The sequence below is a fragment of the Burkholderia singularis genome (assembly GCF_900176645.1).
Taxonomy (GTDB): Bacteria; Pseudomonadota; Gammaproteobacteria; order Burkholderiales; family Burkholderiaceae; genus Burkholderia; species Burkholderia singularis.
The window spans coordinates 1-20,566 of sequence record NZ_FXAN01000100.1 but is presented as its reverse complement, the minus strand read 5'-3'; the positions used below and the strand labels follow the sequence as shown (position 1 = coordinate 20,566).

The following is a 20,566-nucleotide window of genomic DNA, read 5'->3' as shown; positions in this document are numbered from 1 at the left end:
GGCTCGTGGGCGGTCGGGGCGGCGGTCATCGGCGATATCGTCGGGTGGAGGGGAACGGGCGGGCGTTGGCGAAAATGATTGGCTTCGGTTATTCGCGGCGTCGGTGGATGGGCGGCTCGGTTGACGTCGGGTTTGGGCGATGGCCGTGGTATGGGCGGTTCGTGCAAATCGTCGGTAATGGCGGTTTCAACAGCGGTTCACAACGGCGGTTCTTACAACGGTAGTCCACAACGCCGGTTCACAACAGCGGCCCACAGCGGCAGTTCATAACAGCGGTCCGTAACGGCGGGTCTCACAACAGTGGTCCATGACAGCGGTTCACAACAGCGGGTTTCACAACAGCGGTCGGTAACGGCGGTTCATAAGGGCGATCCGAAACAACGGCCCACAACGGCGTCCCATAACGATGATCCGCAACGGCGGTTCACAACAACAGCCCACAACAACAGCCCACAACAGCGGTTCACGCGTGACGGCTCGCGCGTGACCGGCGCAGGCCGTCAGCGGTGCCGATTCGCGGACGTTCGTCCCTGGTCATCGGCATCGCCGATGACCGGCGGTCCGTGCCGCACGGCAGCGGCACCCGCACCGGTTCGTCAACGGCTCGCTTCGCCCCCGCACTCCGCGGCATCCGAATGCGTACCAGTCATCCGTTCACCGGCGCGACGCGCATTTGGTATTCGCGCGGCGTGCAGCCGAGTTCGCGACGGAATACCGCGTACATATATTGCAGCGACGTGAAGCCGCAGCGGATCGCCACCTCGGCGCTCGATGCGTCGCGGCTGGCCAGCAGCGTTTTCGCCGCGTCGAGTTTGTGGCGCAGGATTTCCTGGTGGACCGTGCATTGCAGTTCGCGGCGGAAGTGCTCTTCGAGCAGCGAGCGCGACACGCCGACGTAATCGGCGACTTGCTCGGTCTTGATGCCCTGGCAAGCGTACTGCCGGATGAAATGCCGCGCGCGCATCACATGCGGGCTCGCGAGCGGCTGATGGCGCGTCGATTCGAGCACGTTGATTCCGACCGGCGGCACGAGAATGCGCCGGCCGGGAAAGCGCGCGCCGCGCAGCATCTGGTGCAGCAGGTGCGCGGCCGTGTAGCCCATCTCCTCGGTGCCCTGGATGACCGACGACAGCGGAATGCGCGTGAGCGTGCGCGTCAGCGGATCGTTATCGATGCCGATGATCGCGACCTGCTCGGGCACGGGAATTCCCGCGATCAGGCACGCCTGGAGCAGATGCCGCGCGCGCGCATCGGTTACCGCGATCACGCCGACGGGCTTGGGCAGCCCGTGCAGCCAGTCGATCAACTGTTCGATCGCGTGATTCCACACCGACGCGCTCGTCGGCAGCCCGCGATAGACCGGCGCGTCGAGCCCGTCGGCGCGCGCGAGCTGCTCGAACGCCAGTTCGCGCTGCTGCGCCCAGCGGTTCTGTTGCGCGGCGGGCAGGCTGTACATCGCGAAGCGCTCGAGCCCCGCGCCGATCAGGTGCGTATAGGCGAGCGACACGAGCTTCGAGTTGTCGGTGGCGATGTACGGCAACTCCGGCGGATAGTGCGCCGGGTTTTCGTATGACGAACCGACCGCGACGACCGGCAGCGGCGAGCCGGCGAGCGCATCGGCGACGGCCGGATCGTCGAAATCGGCGATGATGCCGTCGCCGCCGAAGCGCTCGATACCGGCGAGCCGGCAGCGGAAATCGTCTTCGAGGAACAGATCCCACGCGACGCGCGTCGAGCGCAGGTAGTGGCCGATGCCGCTGATGATCTCGCGATCGTAGACCTTGTTCGCGTTGAACAGCAGCGCGATGCGGTGCGGTGTCTGGGCGAAGGGGGCGCGGTGCATGTCGGTGACGGCCGCGGCGGCGCCGGTGCCGGTGTCTCCTGGTTGGCGCGCGCCATACCTGTGCCGCGCGGTGGTTGGGTCGAGCTTATTTTAGGACGTGATTGGCTCGATCGCGCGCGCCGCGCGCGCGACTGGCAAGAAACGTTATGAGCGCTGCGCAATTTCGCAATTGCCGGCGCCTGCGCGACGCGAGCAGTATGGCGCCTGACCGGTCATGCCACCGGCATGCGCTGCCGCGCCGCGCGGCAAGCGCGGGCCGCCGGGCGCGCGGCGGGCACGGGCGTTAGCGCCGCGCCGCGCCGCAACAAGACACTGGATGGAGACGCCATGCCGTATTTCGAGCATATTCCCGCAATCCGTTACGAAGGCCCGCAGTCGGATAATCCGTTCGCGTATCGTCACTACGATCGCACGAAGCAGGTGCTCGGCAAGACGCTCGAAGCGCATTTGCGCATTGCGGTTTGCTACTGGCACACATTCGTCTGGCCAGGGCACGACATGTTCGGTCACGGCGCATTCCAGCGGCCGTGGCAGCAGGCGGGCGAGCCGCTCGAGCGCGCGCGGCAGAAGGCCGACGCGGCGTTCGAATTCTTCACGAAGCTGGGCGCGCCGTTCTATACGTTTCACGATACCGACGTCGCGCCGGAGGGCGCCAGCCTGCGCGAGTATGTCGAAAACTTCGCGCGGATGACCGATTATCTCGGCGAGCGTCAGCAGCAAAGCGGCGTGCGCTTGCTGTGGGGCACCGCGAATCTGTTCTCGCATCCGCGCTACGCGGCGGGCGCGGCGACGAACCCGAATCCCGACGTGTTCGCGTGGGCGGCCACGCAGGTGTGCCACGCGCTCGACGCGACGCGCCGCCTCGGCGGCGAAAACTACGTGCTGTGGGGCGGCCGCGAAGGCTACGAAACCCTGCTGAACACCGATCTCGTGCGCGAGCGCGAGCAGTTTGCGCGTTTTCTGTCGATGGTGGTCGAGCACAAGCATCGCACCGGCTTCACCGGCGCACTGCTGATCGAGCCGAAGCCGCAGGAGCCGACCAAGCATCAGTACGACTACGACGTGGCGAGCGTGCACGGCTTTCTCACGCAGTATGGGTTGCAGGACGAGATCCGCGTGAACATCGAAGCCAATCACGCGACGCTTGCCGGCCATTCGTTTCATCACGAGATCGCGAACGCGTTTGCGCTCGGCGTGTTCGGCAGCATCGACGCGAATCGCGGCGATCCGCAAAATGGCTGGGATACCGATCAGTTTCCGAACAGCGTCGAGGAACTGACGCTCGCGTTCTACGAAATCCTGCGCCACGGCGGCTTCACGACGGGCGGGATGAATTTCGATGCGAAGGTGCGGCGCCAGAGCGTCGATCTCGAAGATCTGTTCTACGGACATATCGGCGCGATCGACGTGCTCGCGCTCGCGTTCGAGCGCGCGGCGGTGCTCGTCGAGAACGACCGGCTCGGCGCATTGCGCCGCGCGCGCTACGCCGGATGGGATACCGAGTTCGGCCGCAAGATCCTCGCGGGCGGCTATTCGCTGTCGTCGCTCGCGGCCGACGCGCTCGCGCGCGGCGTGAATCCACAGCATGCGAGCGGCGCGCAGGAGCGGCTCGAGAACATCGTGAACCAGGCAATTTACGCGCTGCGCTGACGCGGCGGGTTTGCACGCGGCGCGGCGGCGCTGCGGCGGGCGTGCGTGATCCGGCCGGCCGGGCGTCGGCGGCAGCCGGTGGCAGGGGATGGACCGCCAATATGAACCGCCAATAGAGAGCCAATAAAGAGAGGAGTGGAGACATGAAATCCGTCACGCGTCGTACCGCATTGAAGGCGCTGCTCTGGAGCGCGGCGCTCGGCAGCCTGCCGCTTGCCGCACCGCTCGCGCATGCGAGCAAGGACAAGCCGGAAATCGGCTTTTGCATCGACGATCTGCGCGTCGAGCGCTGGTCGCGCGACCGGGACTATTTCGTCGCTGCCGCGACCAAGCTTGGCGCGAAGGTGTCCGTGCAGTCGGCGGACGCGAGCGAGGAGCGCCAGATCGCGCAGATCGAGAATCTGATCGCGCGCGGCGTCGACGTGATCGTGATCGTGCCGTTTAACTCGAAGACGCTCGGCAACGTAGTCGCCGATGCGAAGAAGGCGGGCATCAGGATCGTGTCATACGACCGGCTGATTCTCGATGCCGACGTCGACGCGTATATCTCGTTCGACAACGAGAAGGTCGGCGAACTTCAGGCGCAGGGCGTCTACGACGTGAAGCCGAAGGGCAACTACTTCCTGCTCGGCGGCGCGCCGACCGACAACAACGCGAAGATGCTGCGCGAAGGCCAGATGAAGGTGCTCAAGCCGGCGATCGAGCGCGGCGACATCAAGCTCGTCGGCCAGCAGTGGGTGCCGGAGTGGAGCGCTTCGACGGCGCTGCGCATCGTCGAGGATGCGTTGACCGCGAACAACAACCGGATCGACGCGATCGTCGCGTCCAACGACGGCACCGCGGGCGGTGCGATCCAGGCGCTGGCCGCGCAGCATCTCGCGGGCAAGGTGCCGGTGTCGGGGCAGGATGCGGATCTCGCCGCGGTCAAGCGCGTGATCGCGGGTACGCAGACGATGACGGTCTACAAGCCGCTGAAGCTGATCGCCGGCGAGGCCGCGAAGCTCGCGGTGGATCTCGCGAAGGGCGCCAAGCCCGCGTACAACGCGCAATACGACAACGGGAAAAAGAAGGTGGACACGGTGCTGTTGCAGCCGACGCTGCTGACCAAGCGCAATGTCGATCTGGTCGTCAAGGATGGCTTCTATACGCAGGCGCAATTGGCGAGTCAGTGACGGATGGCGGGCGGGCGCGGCGCGCAGGCCAATGCCGGTGAGCCGGTCAAAGCCGCTGCGGGCCGCCGCGGATAGCGGCCCGAAGGCCGCCATCGGCCGCTATCGGCAACGCGCCGCGTAGGGCCGATGGCCGGCGCGCATCCGGCGCCATTCGATGAGGACCGCCGCTTGCGCGGCAAAGCTCTGGAGCAGCAACGCGACAATCGGCCAGGCAACTGGCCACGCGCGGCCGGCCGCCGGCATGACGCGGCGCGCCGCGCGGGTGCAGCGAGACACGAGCCTATGACCGAACCATTGCTGACGATGCGCGGCATCGTCAAGGACTTCGCCGGCGTGAAAGCGCTCGACGGCATCGACCTGAGCGTGTATCCGGGCGAGTGCGTCGGGCTGTGCGGCGAGAACGGCGCCGGCAAGTCGACGCTGATGAAGGTGCTTTCCGGGGTGTATCCGCACGGCACCTGGAACGGTGAAATTCGCTGGGAAGGCGCGCCGCTCGTTGCCGGCGGCGTGCGCGACACCGAGCGCGCGGGCATCGTGATCATTCACCAGGAGCTGATGCTGGTGCCCGAGCTGTCGGTGGCGGAGAACATCTTTCTCGGCAACGAGATCACGCTGCCGGGCGGCCGAATGCATTACGCGGCGATGTATGCGCGTGCGGACGAACTGCTGCGCGAGTTGCGCATCGACGGGATCAACGTCGCGCAGCCGGTGTTGCACTACGGCGGCGGCCATCAGCAGTTGATCGAGATCGCGAAGGCGCTGAACAAGCGCGCGAAGCTTTTGATTCTCGACGAGCCGTCGTCGTCGCTCACCGGCGCGGAAACGCGCATCCTGCTCGACATCGTGCGCGGCCTGAAGCGGCGCGGCGTCGCGTGTGTGTACATCTCGCACAAGCTCGACGAGGTGCGGGCGGTGTGCGATACCGTCACCGTGATCCGCGACGGCCGCCACGTCGCGACCGAGCCGATGCGCGCGCTGACGACGCAGCAGATCATCGCGATGATGGTTGGCCGCGAGATCCGCAATCTGTTTCCGCGCGAGCCGCACGAGATCGGCGACGTCGTGCTCGACGTGCGCAACGTAACCTGCGTGGACGTGGCGAACCCGCGCCGCAAGCGCGTCGACGACGTGTCGTTTCAGGTACGGCGCGGCGAGATTCTCGGCGTCGCGGGGCTGGTCGGCGCGGGGCGCACCGAGCTGATGCAGGCGGTGTTCGGCGCGTATCCGGGCGCGAGCACGGCGAGCGTGCGGATGAACGGCCGCGCGCTCGCGATCCGCTCGCCCGAGGATGCGATCCGCGCGGGCATCGCGATGGTGCCCGAGGACCGCAAGCGGCACGGGATCGTGCCGCAGCTCGGCGTCGGCCACAACATCACGCTGTCGGTGCTGCAGCGCTTTGCCAAGCGCGGGCGCATCGACGCGGCCGCCGAACTCGACGTGATCCGCACCGAGATGCAGCGGCTGTCGGTGCGCGCCGCGCATCCGTTGCTGCCGATCGCGAGCCTGTCGGGCGGCAATCAGCAAAAGGCGGTGCTCACGAAGATGCTGTTGACCGATCCGCAGGTGCTGATTCTCGACGAGCCGACGCGCGGCGTCGACGTCGGCGCGAAGTACGAGATCTACAAGCTCGTGTTCGCGCTGGCGCAGCGCGGCGTCGCGATCGTCGTCGTGTCGTCGGAGCTGCCCGAAGTGCTCGGGCTGGCCGATCGCGTGCTCGTGATGGGCGAGGGCGAATTGCGCGGCGATTTCGTCAACGACGGCCTCACGCAGGAACATCTCCTCGGCGCCGCGCTCAAACGCGCGCGGCCCGCCCCGAACTCCACCGCAGCGAGCGCAGCATGACACCCGACATCACTTCCCGGCCGGCCGGCCACTCCCGCGCGAATGATCGCCTGGCCGGCGCGCAGCGCTTCAGGCAATGGTTCGCGCGCTACAAGATCGTCGCGTTGCTGTTCGCCGTCGCGGCGATCTGGCTGTTCTTCTCGGCGCTGACGCAGGGGGCGTTCGTCACGCCGCGCAACGTGTCGAACCTGTTGCGGCAAATGTCGATCACCGGGATGCTCGCGTGCGGGATGGTGTTCGTCATCATCGCTGGCGAGATCGATCTGTCGGTCGGCTCGCTGCTCGGCCTGCTGGGCGGCGTCGCGGCGATCCTCGATGCGAACCGGCACTGGCCGGTCGCCGCGACCGTGTCGGCGGTGCTCGCGCTCGGCGTGCTGATCGGCCTTTTCAACGGCTGGTGGTCGACGTATCGGCGCGTGCCGTCGTTCATCGTCGGGCTGGGCGGCATGCTTGCGTTTCGCGGCTGTCTGCTCGGCGTGACGGGCGGCTCGACGATCGCGCCGGTGTCGGAGCCGTTCGTGTTCATCGGACAGGGCTATCTGCCGCGTGCCGCAGGCGACACGCTCGCCGTGCTGCTGTTCGCGCTCGCCGTATCGCTCGTGGTGCGGCAGCGCGGCAACCGGCGGCGCTATCGGCTCGCGCTCGCGCCGCTCTGGCAGGACGCCGCGAAGGTGGTCTGCGCGGGGGCGGTGCTGTTCGCGTTCGTCGCGATGCTGGACCGCTACGGCGGCATTCCCGTGCCCGTGTTGCTGCTGCTCGCGCTGCTCGGCGCATTCTCGTGGATCGCGACGCAGACCGTGTTCGGCCGGCGCATTTATGCGGTCGGCTCGAATCTCGAGGCGACGCGGCTGTCGGGCGTCAACACGGATCGCGTGAAGCTCGCGATCTTCGCGCTGATGGGGCTGATGTGCGGATTCGCCGGCCTCGTCAATACCGCGCGGCTCGCGGCCGGCTCGCCTTCGGCGGGCACGATGGGCGAACTCGACGCGATCGCCGCGTGCTTCATCGGCGGCACCTCGATGCGCGGCGGCTCGGGCACCGTCCACGGCGCGCTGATCGGCGCGCTCGTGATGGCCAGCCTCGACAACGGGATGTCGATGCTCGATGTCGATGCGTACTGGCAGATGATCGTGAAAGGCGGCGTGCTTGTGCTCGCGGTGTGGATCGACGTGGTGTCCGGGTCGAACCGACGGTGACGAGCGGGGAATGGGCGCGGCGGGTCGGCGCGGCGGTCGGAGGGGCGGCCCCGGTGATGGCGGCAGCGGCTCACGCGCTCGCAACGCAGCGAATGATGATCGCCCGGCCTCCGTACTCGCCTGCGCCTGCGCGTCCTACGCAAACCGCCCGGAACGCGCGCGCTGCGGCCACGCGCTCCCGCCGTGGGCTTGGCCGTAACTATCGCGGCTCGCTTCGCGCAGCGCATCGATCATCAGGCTCACGGCGGGCGACGGCAACCGGTCGGCGCGGGTGATCAGGCCGAAGTCGTCCATCTGGCAGTCCATCGCGAGCGGCAGGATCTCGATCATGCCGTGCGCGGCGTAGTAGCGCGCGACATCGTCGGTGAGCACCGCGATCATGTCGCTTTGCTCGAGCACGCGCGTGATGAAAAGGAGCGCCGCCGTCTCCACCAGGTTCGACGGCGGTGCGAGACTCGCGCGCTGGAACATCAGTTCGAACCGGTGCCGCAGCACGCTGCCCACGGGCGGCACGAGCCATGTCGCGCGCTGCGCGTCGGCAAGCGGGATCGGCGCGCCGCCCGCGAGCGGATGGCCGGGCCGCACCGCCGCGCACACCGGCTCGCTTGCGAGCGGTTCGTAGCGCAGCTGCACCTTGTCGTGCTCGGCGGACAGCCGGGCGATCACGATATCGAGCTTGTCTTGTCCGAGCCGCTCCAGCAGCGCGTTGCTCGCGTCGATCTCCACGGCGACGCGCAGGTTCGCATGCGTGCGCTTGACGGCCGCGACCGCCGCGGGCAGCACGCGCACGCCGGGCGACGTGATCGCGCCCACCGCCACATGGCCGAGACGCCCCGCCTTGAGCGCGCTCAATTCTTCCTGCGCCTGATCCAGGCTGCCGAGCACCGCGCGCGCGTGGCGGATCAGCGCGTCGCCATATAGCGTGGGCCGCATGCCGCGCGGCAGCCGCTCGAACAGCACCGCGCCGAGCGTATCCTCCAGCTCGCGCAGCAGCTTCGACGCGGCAGGCTGCGTGATGCTGAGCGCCGCCGCCGCGCGATGGATATTGCCTTCCTCGGCAAGCGCGACGACGAGCAGCAATTGCCGCGTTTTCAGACGGGTGCGCACATACCAAGGGCTCGTATCCAACATGACTCGACGCGCGCCGAACGCGCGGGCTAAGTGTTTATACCAATGCCGATAGCGATATCGATTGCATCCAATTTTTCATTGGAAGGTTATCAGACTTGTCCTTAGACTGGGCCGAATATTGAGATGACTCAGGCGAGACGATGTCGGAGACAAAACCCAAGCTGCGCTCCCAACAGTGGTTCGGCACCACGGACAAAAACGGCTTCATGTACCGGAGCTGGATGAAGAATCAGGGCATTCCCGATCACGAGTTCGACGGCCGGCCGGTTATCGGCATTTGCAACACGTGGTCCGAGCTGACGCCGTGCAACGCGCATTTTCGCAAGCTCGCCGAGCACGTGAAGCGCGGCATCTACGAGGCGGGCGGCTTTCCGGTCGAATTTCCGGTGTTCTCGAACGGCGAGTCGAACCTGCGGCCGTCGGCGATGCTCACGCGCAACCTCGCGTCGATGGATGTCGAGGAGGCGATCCGCGGCAATCCGATCGACGCCGTCGTGCTGCTGTGCGGCTGCGACAAGACCACGCCCGCCCTGCTGATGGGCGCGGCGAGCTGCGACGTGCCGGCGATCGTCGTCTCCGGCGGCCCGATGCTGAACGGCAAGCTCGACGGCAAGGACATCGGCTCGGGCACGGCCGTATGGCAACTGCACGAAGCGCTGAAGGCGGGCGAGATCGATCTGCACCGTTTTCTGTCGGCCGAGGCGGGCATGTCGCGCTCGGCCGGCACCTGCAACACGATGGGCACCGCGTCGACGATGGCCTGCATGGCCGAGGCGCTCGGCGTCACGCTGCCGCACAACGCGGCGATTCCGGCCGTCGATGCGCGCCGCTACGTGCTCGCGCACATGTCGGGCATGCGCATCGTGCAGATGGCGCTCGAGGATCTGAAGCTGTCGAAGATCCTCACGCGCGACGCGTTCGAGAACGCGATCCGCGTCAATGCGGCGATCGGCGGCTCGACCAATGCGGTGATCCACCTGAAGGCGATCGCCGGGCGCATCGGCGTGCCGCTCGCGCTCGAGGACTGGGTGCGCATCGGCCGCAACACGCCGACGCTCGTCGATCTGATGCCGTCGGGCCGTTTCCTGATGGAGGAGTTCTATTACGCTGGCGGGCTGCCCGCGGTGCTGCGCCGCCTCGGCGAAGGCGGGCTGCTTGCGCATCCGGATGCGTTCACCGTGAACGGCAAGACGCTGTGGGACAACGTGCGCGATGCGCCGATCCACAACGACGAAGTGATCCGCCCGCTCGAGCGGGCGCTCGTGCGCGACGGCGGCATCTGCATCCTGCGCGGCAATCTCGCGCCGCGCGGCGCGGTGCTCAAGCCGTCGGCGGCGACGCCCGCGCTGCTCAAGCATCGCGGCCGCGCGGTGGTGTTCGAGAACTTCGATCACTACAAGGCGACGATCGCCGACGAATCGCTCGACGTCGACGCGAACTCCGTGCTCGTGATGAAGAACTGCGGGCCGCGCGGCTATCCGGGGATGGCCGAGGTCGGCAACATGGGCCTGCCGCCGAAGCTGCTGCGTCAGGGCGTGAAGGACATGGTGCGGATCTCGGATGCGCGGATGAGCGGCACCGCATACGGCACGGTGGTGCTGCACGTCGCGCCGGAGGCCGCGGCGGGCGGCCCGCTCGCCGCGGTGCGCAACGGCGATTGGATCGAACTCGATTGCGAGGCCGGCAGACTGCATCTCGACGTCAGCGAAGACGAACTGCGCCGGCGGCTGGTCGACGCCGTCCCGCAGGCGGATGCGCAGCAGCACAACGGCGTGGGCGACGGCGGCTATGCGCGTCTTTATGTCGATCACGTGTTGCAGGCCGACGAAGGCTGCGATCTCGATTTCCTCGTCGGCATGCGCGGCGCCGCCGTGCCGCGTCACTCGCATTGAAGCGCGCGGCCAGCGCGCCAGGACGGAGAAACATCATGATGCAACCGAGCGGAGATCTGCTGATCGCGGGCGTCGCGCGGCGCGGCGAAGGCGAGCCGTTCCACGCGCTCGACGCGGCCACGGGCCGGCCGATCGCGCAGCCAACCTTTCACGGCGCGCAGCCGCGCGACGTCGACGACGCGTGCCGGCTCGCCGACGCGGCGTTCGATCCGTACCGCGCGCAGCCTGCCGACACGCGCGCGCGCTTTCTCGAAGACTGCGCCGCGCGCATCGAAGCGCTCGGCGACGCGCTGATCGAGCGCGCGGTGGCCGAGACCGGCTTGCCGCGCGCGCGTCTCGAAGGCGAGCGCGCGCGCACCGCGAATCAATTGCGGATGTTCGCCGCGCTCGTGCGCAGCGGCGACGCGCTCGACGCGCGAATCGAACCCGCGTTGCCCGAGCGTCAGCCGCCGCGCGCCGATCTGCGCTTTTGGCGGATCGGCGTCGGGCCGGTGGCCGTGTTCGGCGCCAGCAATTTTCCGCTCGCGTTTTCGGTGGCGGGCGGCGATACGGCCTCCGCGCTGGCGGCGGGCTGCCCGGTGATCGTCAAGGCGCATCCGGCGCATCCGGGCACCTCCGAGCTGGTCGGACGCGCGATTCAGCAGGCGGCCGCGGCCGCCGGCCTGCCGCCCGGCGTATTCGCGCTGCTGCATGACGCCGGCCATGACGTGGGGCGCGCGCTGGTCCGGCATCCGGCGATTCGCGCGGTCGGCTTTACCGGCTCGCGCTCGGGCGGCCTCGCGCTCGTCGAGCTTGCGGCGGCGCGCGCCGAACCGATTCCCGTCTACGCCGAGATGAGCAGCGTGAATCCGAACCTGCTGCTGCCCGGCGCGCTCGCCGCGCGCGCCGAGCCGCTCGCGCGCGCGTTCGTCGCGTCCGCGACGCTCGGCTGCGGGCAGTTCTGCACGAATCCCGGTTTGATGTTCGGCATCGCGAGCGACGGGTTCGAGCGGTTCGCCCGCGCCGCCGCGCAGGCATTCGGCGAGGCGCCGGCCGGTGTGATGCTGAGCCCCGGCATCCTGCGCGCGTATGAGCACGGCGTCGAGCGCCTCGCGCGGCATCCGGCCGTGACGACCCTCGCGCGCGGCGGCGCGGCGCCGGGGCGCGCGCAGGCGGCGCTGATGCGCGTCGGCGCGCGCGATTGGCTTGCCGATCGCACGCTCGGCGACGAGGTGTTCGGGCCGAGCAGCCTGCTCGTCGAATGCGCGAGCGCCGACGAGCTGCATGCGGCGCTGCACGGGCTGGAGGGGCAACTGACGATCACGCTGCATCTGGACGAAAGCGACGCCGAACTTGCGCGCGCGCTGCTGCCGCTTGCCGAGCGCAAGGCCGGCCGGGTGCTCGCGAACGGATTTCCGACCGGCGTCGAGGTATGCGACGCGATGGTCCACGGCGGCCCTTATCCGGCGACGTCCGATGGGCGCAGCACGTCGGTCGGCACGGCCGCGATCGAGCGCTTTTTGCGTCCGGTGTGTTACCAGGATCTGCCGGACGTGCTGCTGCCGCCGGCGTTGCGCGAAGCGAATCCGCTCGGCTTGCGTCGCCGTCGCGGCGGCAGACCGGAATCGACGGATTGATTGAACGGATGCAGCGCGCGGTGGCCGCAGGGCATCGGGCGAGCGGCCAGATGCGGGCATCGGCGGCGGATGGACAAAAAACCGTCGAAAGCACGGTTAACAGAACAGACGAAAAGCGGGCGAGCCGCCAGGCGGCGCAGCCCAAGGAGACGACATGACGAAAATGCAGCGCCGCGCGCGATGCCGGCGTTTTCCGTGCTCCGGTGCGCTCGGCGCGACCGGGGTATCCGACGCATCCCGCGCGTGGATTGCCGTTTCGCGGCAGTCCGCGCGTTATGAACGATTCGACGGCGCGCCCGCATCCGGCGCGCGAGCGGCGGCCGGCCGGCTTACCGGGCGCCTCGCGGCGCAGCGCCTGCAAGCCCGGGCACAGGCGCCCGCGTTCGTCATGGGAGCCGCGCGATGACGGCAAGCTTCCCCCGCTACCGCGGCGTGTTTCCCGTCGTGCCGACCACGTTTACCGAGACCGGCGCACTGGATCTCGTCAGCCAAAAGCGCGCCGTCGATTTCATGATCGACGCCGGCTCCGACGGCCTGTGCATTCTCGCGAATTTTTCCGAGCAGTTCTCGCTTGCCGACGACGAGCGCGACGTGCTCACGCGCACCGTGCTCGAACACGTCGCGGGCCGCGTGCCCGTGATCGTCACGACGTCCCACTACAGCTCGCGGGTCTGCGCGCAGCGCAGCCGTCGCGCGCAGACGCTCGGCGCGGCCATGGTGATGGTGATGCCACCTTATCACGGCGCGACGTTTCGCGTGCCCGACGCGCAGATTCATACGTTCTACGCGCATGTGTCCGACGCGATCGACATCCCGATCATGATTCAGGACGCGCCCGCCGCCGGCACCGCGCTGTCCGCGCCGCTGCTCGCGCGGATGGCCTGCGAGATCGAGCACGTCGCGTATTTCAAGATCGAGACGCCCGGCGCGGCCAACAAGCTGCGCGAGCTGATCCGGCTGGGCGGCGAAGCCGTCGAGGGGCCGTGGGACGGCGAAGAGGGCATCACGCTGCTGGCCGATCTGAACGCCGGCGCGACCGGCGCGATGACGGGCGGCGGCTTTCCCGACGGAATCCGCCAGATCGTCGATGCGCACCGCGACGGCCGCGCCGACGATGCGTTCACGCTCTATCAGTACTGGCTGCCGCTCATCAATCACGAGAATCGCCAAGCGGGCCTGCTGGCGGCGAAGGCGTTGATGAAGGAGGGCGGCGTGATCGCGTGCGAGCTGCCGCGTCATCCGATGCCGACGCTGTCGCCGCACACGCGCGCCGAGCTGATCGCGATCGCGCGGCGGCTTGACCCGCTCGTACTGCGCTGGGCGCAATGAATGCCGAAAGGGTCCATGCGATGAATGCGAACGAACGTCCGGCCGGAGCCGCAAGCCCACGCGATAGCCACGGCGCCTCGCCGCCGCGTTGCAAGATCGCGATCGTCGGCGTCGGCAAGATCGCGCGCGATCAGCATCTGCCCGCGATCGCCGGCAACGCCGGCTTTACGCTTGTCGCCGCCGCGAGCCGCCATGCGCGCATCGACGGCGTGCGTCACTACCCCGACCTCGACGCGTTGCTCGCCGCCGAGCCGGAGCTGGATGCCGTATCGCTGTGCACGCCGCCGCAAGTGCGTTACGCACAGGCGCGCGCGGCGCTGCTCGCCGGCAAGCACGTGATGCTGGAAAAGCCGCCGGGCGCGGGGCTGAGCGAGGTTGAAGCGCTGCGCGGGCTGGCGCGCGCGCAAGGCCGCACGCTCTTTGCGACTTGGCATTCGCGCTTTGCGAGCGCCGTCGAGCCGGCGCGCGAATGGTTGTCGCAACGCGCGATCCGCGCGGTGCGCGTGCGCTGGAAGGAGGATGTGCGGCGCTGGCACCCGGGCCAGCAATGGATCTGGGAGCCGGGCGGGCTCGGCGTGTTCGATCCCGGCATCAATGCGTTGTCGATCGTCACGCGCATTTTGCCGCGCGAACTCGTGCTGCGCGCAGCCACGCTGCTCGTGCCCGCCGATTGCTCGACGCCGATCGCCGCGCAGCTCGACTGCGTCGACACCGACGGCGTCCCAGTGCATGCCGAATTCGATTGGCGTCACGGTCCCGTCGAACAGTGGGAAATCGACGTGGACACCGACGATGCACGGCTGTCGATCAGCGAAGGCGGCCGGTGTCTTTCGATCGCTGGCCAGCCGGTGGAACTCGGGCCGCAGCGCGAGTATCCGGCGCTCTACGAACATTTCCGGCAATTGATCGCGGGGCGCGACGAAGATGTCGACGTGCGGCCGCTGCGCATCGTCGCCGATGCGTTTTTGCTTGGCGTGCGCGTCGAAACCGACGCGTTCGGCCGCTGATGCGAGCCGGCGCGCGAGCGCGGGTGCCTGCGCCGCTCGCGCACCGGCAATGAATTCGATATTTCAACCACAAACCTTGGAGACACACGATGATCAGCAAATTTCGCCGGCTCACGCTTCGCGCCGCTCTCGCCGCCGCGTGCGTGGCGCCGCTCGGCATGCAGGTGGCGGCGAGGGCGGATGCGCCCGTCAAGATCGGCTTTCTGGTGAAGATGCCGGAGCAGGCGTGGTTCATCAACGAGCAGAAGGCGGCGACCGCGCTCGGCAAGCAGGCCGGCTTCTCGGTCGTGAATATCGGCACGCCCGACGGCGAGAAGGTGCTCGCCGCCATCGACAATCTCGGCGCGCAAGGCGCGCAGGGCTTCGTGATCTGCGCGCCCGACGTGCGGCTCGGGCCGGCGATCGCCGCGCGCGCGAAGCGCTACAACATGAAGTTCGTCACGGTCGACGACCAGTTGGTCGATTCGGCCGGCAAGCCGCTCGCGGGCGTGCCGCATCTCGGGATGTCGGCATTCAAGATCGGCAACCAGGTGGGCGACGCGATCTCGGACGAGATGAAAAAGCGCGGCTGGAAGCCTGAGGAGGTCGGCGCGCTGCGCATCACCGATTACGAGCTGCCCACGGCGAAGCTGCGCACCGACGGCGCGACGCAGGCACTGCTCGCGCGCGGCTTCAAGAAGGACAACATCTTCGACGCGCCGCAAAAGACCACGGACGACGAAGGCGGCTTCAACGCGGCGTCGCCCGTGCTCGCGCAGCATCCGAACATCAAGCAGTGGGTGATCTTCGCGCTCAACGAGGAGACCGTGCTCGGCGCCGTGCGCGCGACCGAGCAACTGCATATTCCGGCGGCGAGCGTGATCGGCGTGGGAATCAACGGTGCGGGCGAGGCGTTCGCCGAATTTCAGAAAAAAGAGCCGACGGGCTTTTTCGGCACGATCGCGGTCAGCTCGACGAACCACGGCAAGGCGAGCGCACAGAACCTGGTGGATTGGATTCGCAACGGCAAGCAGCCGCCCGCCGACACGCAAACCACCGGCAAGCTGATGACGCGCGAGAACTGGAAGGCGGTGCGGACCGAGCTTGGCATTTGAGCGGTGGTTTTCCGGCGCCGCGGCGGCGGATGAGCGTGCGCGCGGCGCAGTGGTGGAAGCACCCGGCCGGGCAATGGCCCAGCAATGAAACGGCGTGGAGAGGGAGCGGTGCAGGCGCTTGAAGCGGTACGTCGACGGAAGCGTCCGGCGATGAAACGGCGGGGCGATGAAACGGCGGGGCGATGAAACGGCGGGGCGATGAAACGGTGAGGCGATGAAACGGCATGAACAATGAAACGGCACGGGCGATGAAACGGCGAGGCGATGAAACGGTGAGGCAATGAAACAGCGTGAGCGACGAAACGAAAAACGCGATGACTGAAACGACGACCAGCGCGGCGCGCGCCGCGTATCTCGAACTCGACGGCATCACCGTCAGCTTTCCGGGCGTGCGCGCGCTCGACCGGGTTTCGCTCGACGTGCGCGCAGGCGAAGTGCACGGCCTGATGGGCGAGAACGGCGCGGGCAAATCGACGCTGCTCAAGGTGCTCTCCGGCGTGAATCAGCCGAAGGAAGGCACGCTGCGCGTGGCGGGCGTCGAGCAGCGCTTTGCAAGCACGCGCGCCGCGCTCGACGCGGGCATCGCGATCATCTATCAGGAATTGCATCTCGTCCCCGAGCTGAGCGTCGCCGAAAACCTGATGCTCGGGCAGTTGCCTAGCCGCTTCGGCGTGCTCGACGAGAAAGCGCTCGTCGCGCGCGCGCTCGGCGAGCTTGAGCGTCTGGGCGAGCGCATCGATCCGCGCACGCTGGTCAAGGCGCTGTCGATCGGTCAGCGCCAGATGGTCGAGATCGGCAAGGCGCTGATGCGCGATGCGCGCGTGATCGCGTTCGACGAGCCCACCAGCTCGCTGTCCGCGCGCGAAACCGAGCGCCTGTTCCGGATCATCGGCACGCTGCGCGACGAAGGCCGCGCGATTATCTACGTCACGCACCGGATGGACGAAGTCGACGCGCTGTGCGACCGCGTGACGGTGTTCCGCGACGGCCGGCGCATCGATACGTTCGATTCGATCGCGACGCTCGATCGCCGCCGGCTGATCAGCGCGATGGTGGGCCGCTCCATCCATGACGTGTACGGCTATCGTCCGCGCGCGGCCGGCGACGTGCTGATCGAAGCCAAGGGGCTGCTCGGCCCGGGGCTGGCCGAGCCGGTGTCGTTTGCCGCGCGGCGCGGCGAGATCGTCGGATTTTTCGGGCTCGTCGGCGCGGGGCGCTCGGAGCTGATGAAGCTGCTGTATGGCGCGACGCGCGCGAGCGCGGGTCACATCGAACTGAACGGCAAGCGTGTCACGTTCGCAAGCCCGCGCGACGCGGTGCGCGCCGGCGTCGCGCTGTGCCCGGAGGACCGCAAGCAGGAGGGGATCGTCGCGATCGCATCGGTTGCCGACAACCTGAACATCAGCGTGCGCCGCCATTTCAGCCCCGCGCGCGTGCTGCTCGACACGCGCCGCGAGCGCGCGCTCGCGCGCGACTACATCGCGAAGCTCGCGATCAAGACACGCGACGGCGATACGCCGATCGGCACGCTGTCGGGCGGCAACCAGCAGAAAGTGATTTTGTCGCGCTGGCTCGCCGAGCGTATCGACGTGTTTCTGATGGACGAGCCCACGCGCGGCATCGACGTGGGCGCGCGCGCCGAGATCTACAACCTGCTGTACGAACTCGCGCAAGCGGGGCGCGCGGTGGTGATGGTGTCGAGCGATCTCGCCGAAGTGATCGGCGTGTCGGATCGCATCGTCGTGATGCGCGAGGGGCGCATTGCCGGCTGCGTGCCGAAAGCGCAGGCGAGCCCCGACGAACTGATCCGGCTTGCGTTGCCGCAATGACGCGCGCCGTGGCCGCTACGTCGCGCCGCGCGGCCGGACCGAACCTTGAATGAATGGATGAACCTGAAATGAGTCAAGCGATGCAACCTCAGCGCACCTCCTCTGTCACCGAAGCCGCCGCGCCGCGCGTGCGCGTGTGGGACGCGATCAACCGGTCGGGCATCGTCGTGGTGTTCATCGTGCTGTTCGCGGTGCTCTGCGCCGTGGTGCCCGATTTCCTCACCGTGCGCAACATCCAGGGATTGCTGCTGTCGGTCACGCTGATCGGCTCGATCGCCGTCACGATGATGTTCGTGCTCGCGCTCGGCGAGGTCGATTTGTCTGTCGCGTCGATCGTCGCGTTCTCCGGCGTCGTCGCATCCACGGTCATCACGCAGTCGCACAGCGTGCTGCTCGGGGTGGCCGCGGGCGTGCTCGCGGGCGGTGCGGTGGGCCTCGTGAACGGCGTGCTGATCGCGCGCTTCGAGATCAATTCGCTGATCGCGACGCTCGCGATGATGGAAGCCGTGCGCGGCCTCGCGTTTCTGACGTCGAACGGCGACGCCGTGATGATTTCCGAGGAACGCTTCTTCGATCTCGGCGGCGGCTCGTTCCTCGGCATTTCGTATCCGATCTGGAGCAATATCGTCGGCTTTGCCGTGTTCGGCTTTCTGCTGAAGAAGACCGTGTTCGGCAAGAACGTGCTTGCGGTCGGCGGCAATAGCGAGGCCGCACGGCTCGCGGGGCTGCCGGTCACGCGGATCAAGATCGCCGTGTTCGTGCTGCAGGGGCTCGTGACGGGCTTCTCCGGCGTGATGCTCGCGTCGCGCATGAGCTTGGGCGATCCGAAGACGTCGGTCGGGCTCGAACTCGGCGTGATTTCCGCGTGCGTGCTGGGCGGCGTGTCGCTCACGGGCGGCGTCGCGACCATCTCGGGCGTGCTGGTGGGGGTGCTCATCATGGGGGCGGTGCAGGACGCGATGAGCTTGATGAACGTGCCGACGTTCTATCAATACCTGATTCGCGGCGGCATTCTGCTGCTCGCCGTGCTGTTCGACCGGTTCCGCCGCAGTCGGCGGGCGGTCTGATCCGCGCGGCGCGGCGCCGACGCGGCGTGCGGAAAAACAGGCCGCGCCGGGGTGCGGACGGCGCGGCCCTGCCCTGTATGGATAACGACTACATAGGAGACAGATCATGAAATCCATCAAGCGGTTCGTGTTCGGCGCGCTGGTCGGTTCGGCGCTGGCGGTGAGTGCCGTGGCATCGGCGCAGGACAAGCCGATCACCGTTGGGTTTTCGCAGGTGGGCGCCGAGAGCGCGTGGCGCACGGCCAATACGGTGTCGGTGAAAAACGCGGCGAAGGACGCCGGCATCACGCTCAAATTCTCCGACGCGCAACAAAAGCAGGAGAACCAGATCCGCGCGATCCGCTCGTTCATCGCGCAGAAGGTCGACGTGATCGCGTTCTCGCCGGTCGTCGAATCCGGCTGGGAGCCGGTGCTGACCGAGGCGAAGGCGGCGCATATTCCGGTGATTCTGACCGACCGCGCGATCGACGTGAAAGACAAATCGCTGTACGTCACGATGATCGGCTCCGATTTTCTCGAGGAAGGGCGGCGGGCGGGCCGCTGGCTCGAGGAGCGCTACAAGGCCGACGCGGGCCCCGTCAATATCGTCGAGCTGCAGGGCACCGTCGGCTCGGCGCCCGCCAACGATCGCCACGCGGGCCTGATGGAAGTGATCCGCAACGATCCGAAGTTCAAGATCATCGCGTCGCAAAGCGGCGATTTCACGCTCGCCGGCGGCAAGCAGGTGATGGAAGCGTTCGCGAAGAGCTACGGCAAGCAGATCAACGTCGTCTACGCGCACAACGACGACATGGCGCTTGGCGCGATTCAGGCGATGGAGGAAGCGGGCATCAAGCCGGGCAAGGACGTGAGCGTCGTGTCGTTCGATGCGACCAAGGGCGGCTTCCAGGCGATGGTCGCCGGCAAGATCAACGTCGATGTCGAGTGCAGCCCGCTGCTTGGCCCGCAATTGATGAGCGCGGTGAAGGATGTGGTCGCGGGCAAGCCGCTGCCCAAGCGCATCGTGACGAACGAGACGGTGTTCCCGATGAACGTGGCCGCGCAAGTGCTGCCGAGCCGCAAGTATTGAAGCCGAAGCGCAGGCGTCTCACGCGCGCGCCGGGCGCCGGCGCGCTTGCCTGGCCAAGACGGCCGGCTTCTTCACCCTTGAGGTTTGCTTCGACATGACGCGTGCTCCTGTGCTCGAGATGATCGGCATCGACAAAACCTTCCCCGGCGTGAGCGCGCTGCGGCGCGTGAGCCTGTGCCTCGCGCCGGGCGAGATTCATGCGTTGATGGGGCAGAACGGCGCCGGCAAGTCGACGCTCATCAACGTGCTGACGGGCGTGTGCGCGCACGATGCCGGCGAGATTCGCCTCGACGGCCGCCCGGTGCGCTTCGCCACGCCGCGCGAGGCCGAGGCGGCGGGCATCCAGACGATTTACCAGGAAGTGAATCTGTGCCCGAATCTGTCGGTCGCGGAGAACATCTTCGCCGGCCGGCAGCCGACCAGGCGCGGCGCGATCGACTGGCGGACGATTCACGCGCGCGCGCGCGAGGCGCTCGCGAATCTGAAGCTGTCGATTGACGTCGCGCGCTCGCTCGACGCCTATCCGATCGCCGTCCAGCAGATGGTGGCGATCGCGCGGGCGGTGTCGGTCGACGCGCGCGTGCTGATTCTCGACGAGCCGACATCGAGCCTCGACGACGGCGAGGTCGCACGGCTCTTCGATGTGCTGCGCCGGCTGAAGCAAGCGGGGCTCGCGATTCTGTTCGTCACGCATTTTCTCGAACAGACCTATGCGATTTCCGATCGCATTACGGTGCTGCGCAACGGCGAGCGCGAGGGCGACTATCCGGCCAGCGAGCTGAGCGTCGAGCAGCTCGTCGCGAAGATGACGGGCCGCGAGCCGGCGGGC

Annotated in this window: 15 protein-coding genes; 13 read left to right on the top strand and 2 right to left on the bottom strand. The window is 67.7% G+C overall.

The features are described from left to right. Positions 1-646: 646 nt before the first annotated feature. Entirely contained in the window at positions 647-1,843 is a 1,197-nt protein-coding gene (locus tag BSIN_RS21255; RefSeq protein ID WP_089341886.1) for a XylR family transcriptional regulator, read from the bottom strand. Between the two features lie 327 nt (positions 1,844-2,170). On the opposite strand from BSIN_RS21255, the gene xylA reads away from it, so the two are divergent. The 4 genes from xylA to BSIN_RS21235 all read left to right on the top strand — a co-directional run bounded on the left by xylA (position 2,171) and on the right by BSIN_RS21235 (position 7,703). Continuing rightward, a complete protein-coding gene (xylA, locus tag BSIN_RS21250; protein WP_089341890.1) occupies positions 2,171-3,493 on the top strand; it encodes a xylose isomerase in 1,323 nt (440 codons plus the stop codon). A 143-nt stretch (positions 3,494-3,636) separates the two neighbouring features. Next, entirely contained in the window at positions 3,637-4,665 is a 1,029-nt protein-coding gene (gene xylF, locus BSIN_RS21245; RefSeq protein ID WP_059520652.1) for a D-xylose ABC transporter substrate-binding protein, read from the top strand. 282 nt (positions 4,666-4,947) lie between these two features. Beyond that, on the top strand, positions 4,948-6,507 hold the full coding sequence (gene xylG / locus BSIN_RS21240; RefSeq protein ID WP_089341889.1) for a D-xylose ABC transporter ATP-binding protein: 1,560 nt from the start codon (positions 4,948-4,950) through the stop codon (positions 6,505-6,507). Continuing rightward, positions 6,504-7,703 carry a sugar ABC transporter permease gene (locus BSIN_RS21235; RefSeq protein WP_089341885.1) on the top strand — a complete coding sequence of 400 codons (1,200 nt, stop codon included), beginning with the start codon at positions 6,504-6,506 and terminating at the stop codon, positions 7,701-7,703. The genes xylG and BSIN_RS21235 overlap by 4 nt, the downstream gene beginning before the upstream one ends. Before the next feature lie 135 nt (positions 7,704-7,838). Here BSIN_RS21235 and BSIN_RS21230 read toward each other — a convergent pair whose 3' ends face one another. Further along, complete coding sequence (locus BSIN_RS21230; RefSeq protein ID WP_089341884.1) at positions 7,839-8,834, bottom strand: LysR substrate-binding domain-containing protein; 996 nt, start codon at positions 8,832-8,834, stop codon at positions 7,839-7,841. A 140-nt stretch (positions 8,835-8,974) separates the two neighbouring features. Here BSIN_RS21230 and BSIN_RS21225 point away from each other — a divergent pair, with 140 nt between their 5' ends. From BSIN_RS21225 to BSIN_RS21180, 9 genes are all read left to right on the top strand, one after another. Then, positions 8,975-10,726, top strand: a complete 1,752-nt coding sequence (locus BSIN_RS21225; protein WP_089341883.1) for an IlvD/Edd family dehydratase — start codon at positions 8,975-8,977, stop codon at positions 10,724-10,726. 38 nt (positions 10,727-10,764) lie between these two features. Then, entirely contained in the window at positions 10,765-12,342 is a 1,578-nt protein-coding gene (locus BSIN_RS21220) for an aldehyde dehydrogenase (NADP(+)) (protein ID WP_173678728.1), read from the top strand. 402 nt (positions 12,343-12,744) lie between these two features. Then, positions 12,745-13,671 (top strand): dihydrodipicolinate synthase family protein, encoded by a 927-nt coding sequence (locus tag BSIN_RS21210; protein ID WP_089341880.1) that lies wholly within the window; start codon positions 12,745-12,747, stop codon positions 13,669-13,671. A gap of 20 nt (positions 13,672-13,691) precedes the next feature. Then, the gene (locus BSIN_RS21205; protein WP_089341888.1) at positions 13,692-14,678 is read left to right on the top strand and encodes a Gfo/Idh/MocA family protein; all 987 of its coding nucleotides are present in this window, start codon (positions 13,692-13,694) and stop codon (positions 14,676-14,678) included. An 89-nt stretch (positions 14,679-14,767) separates the two neighbouring features. Further along, entirely contained in the window at positions 14,768-15,772 is a 1,005-nt protein-coding gene (locus tag BSIN_RS21200; protein ID WP_059520658.1) for an arabinose ABC transporter substrate-binding protein, read from the top strand. 314 nt (positions 15,773-16,086) lie between these two features. After that, positions 16,087-17,601: an L-arabinose ABC transporter ATP-binding protein AraG gene (gene araG, locus BSIN_RS21195; protein ID WP_089341887.1), complete on the top strand. Its 1,515-nt coding sequence runs from the start codon at positions 16,087-16,089 to the stop codon at positions 17,599-17,601. Between the two features lie 68 nt (positions 17,602-17,669). After that, entirely contained in the window at positions 17,670-18,668 is a 999-nt protein-coding gene (araH, locus tag BSIN_RS21190; protein ID WP_059520659.1) for an L-arabinose ABC transporter permease AraH, read from the top strand. A 106-nt stretch (positions 18,669-18,774) separates the two neighbouring features. Continuing rightward, positions 18,775-19,737 carry an ABC transporter substrate-binding protein gene (locus tag BSIN_RS21185; protein WP_089341879.1) on the top strand — a complete coding sequence of 321 codons (963 nt, stop codon included), beginning with the start codon at positions 18,775-18,777 and terminating at the stop codon, positions 19,735-19,737. A 94-nt stretch (positions 19,738-19,831) separates the two neighbouring features. Further along, the coding region (locus BSIN_RS21180) for an ATP-binding cassette domain-containing protein (protein WP_143757508.1) at positions 19,832-20,566 on the top strand (735 nt) is incomplete at its 3' end.

Excerpts from the sequence above, each read along its gene's own strand:
- BSIN_RS21185 (WP_089341879.1), top strand. The coding sequence starts at position 18,775 with ATGAAATCCATCAAGCGGTTCGTGTTCGGCGCGCTGGTCGGTTCGGCG.
- BSIN_RS21210 (WP_089341880.1), top strand. The coding sequence starts at position 12,745 with ATGACGGCAAGCTTCCCCCGCTACCGCGGCGTGTTTCCCGTCGTGCCG.
- BSIN_RS21235 (WP_089341885.1), top strand. The coding sequence starts at position 6,504 with ATGACACCCGACATCACTTCCCGGCCGGCCGGCCACTCCCGCGCGAAT.
- BSIN_RS21220 (WP_173678728.1), top strand. The coding sequence starts at position 10,765 with ATGCAACCGAGCGGAGATCTGCTGATCGCGGGCGTCGCGCGGCGCGGC.
- BSIN_RS21200 (WP_059520658.1), top strand. The coding sequence starts at position 14,768 with ATGATCAGCAAATTTCGCCGGCTCACGCTTCGCGCCGCTCTCGCCGCC.
- xylF (WP_059520652.1), top strand. The coding sequence starts at position 3,637 with ATGAAATCCGTCACGCGTCGTACCGCATTGAAGGCGCTGCTCTGGAGC.
- BSIN_RS21225 (WP_089341883.1), top strand. The coding sequence starts at position 8,975 with ATGTCGGAGACAAAACCCAAGCTGCGCTCCCAACAGTGGTTCGGCACC.
- BSIN_RS21205 (WP_089341888.1), top strand. The coding sequence starts at position 13,692 with ATGAATGCGAACGAACGTCCGGCCGGAGCCGCAAGCCCACGCGATAGC.
- xylA (WP_089341890.1), top strand. The coding sequence starts at position 2,171 with ATGCCGTATTTCGAGCATATTCCCGCAATCCGTTACGAAGGCCCGCAG.
- xylG (WP_089341889.1), top strand. The coding sequence starts at position 4,948 with ATGACCGAACCATTGCTGACGATGCGCGGCATCGTCAAGGACTTCGCC.
- araG (WP_089341887.1), top strand. The coding sequence starts at position 16,087 with ATGACTGAAACGACGACCAGCGCGGCGCGCGCCGCGTATCTCGAACTC.
- araH (WP_059520659.1), top strand. The coding sequence starts at position 17,670 with ATGAGTCAAGCGATGCAACCTCAGCGCACCTCCTCTGTCACCGAAGCC.
- BSIN_RS21230 (WP_089341884.1), bottom strand. The coding sequence starts at position 8,834 with ATGTTGGATACGAGCCCTTGGTATGTGCGCACCCGTCTGAAAACGCGG.
- BSIN_RS21255 (WP_089341886.1), bottom strand. The coding sequence starts at position 1,843 with ATGCACCGCGCCCCCTTCGCCCAGACACCGCACCGCATCGCGCTGCTG.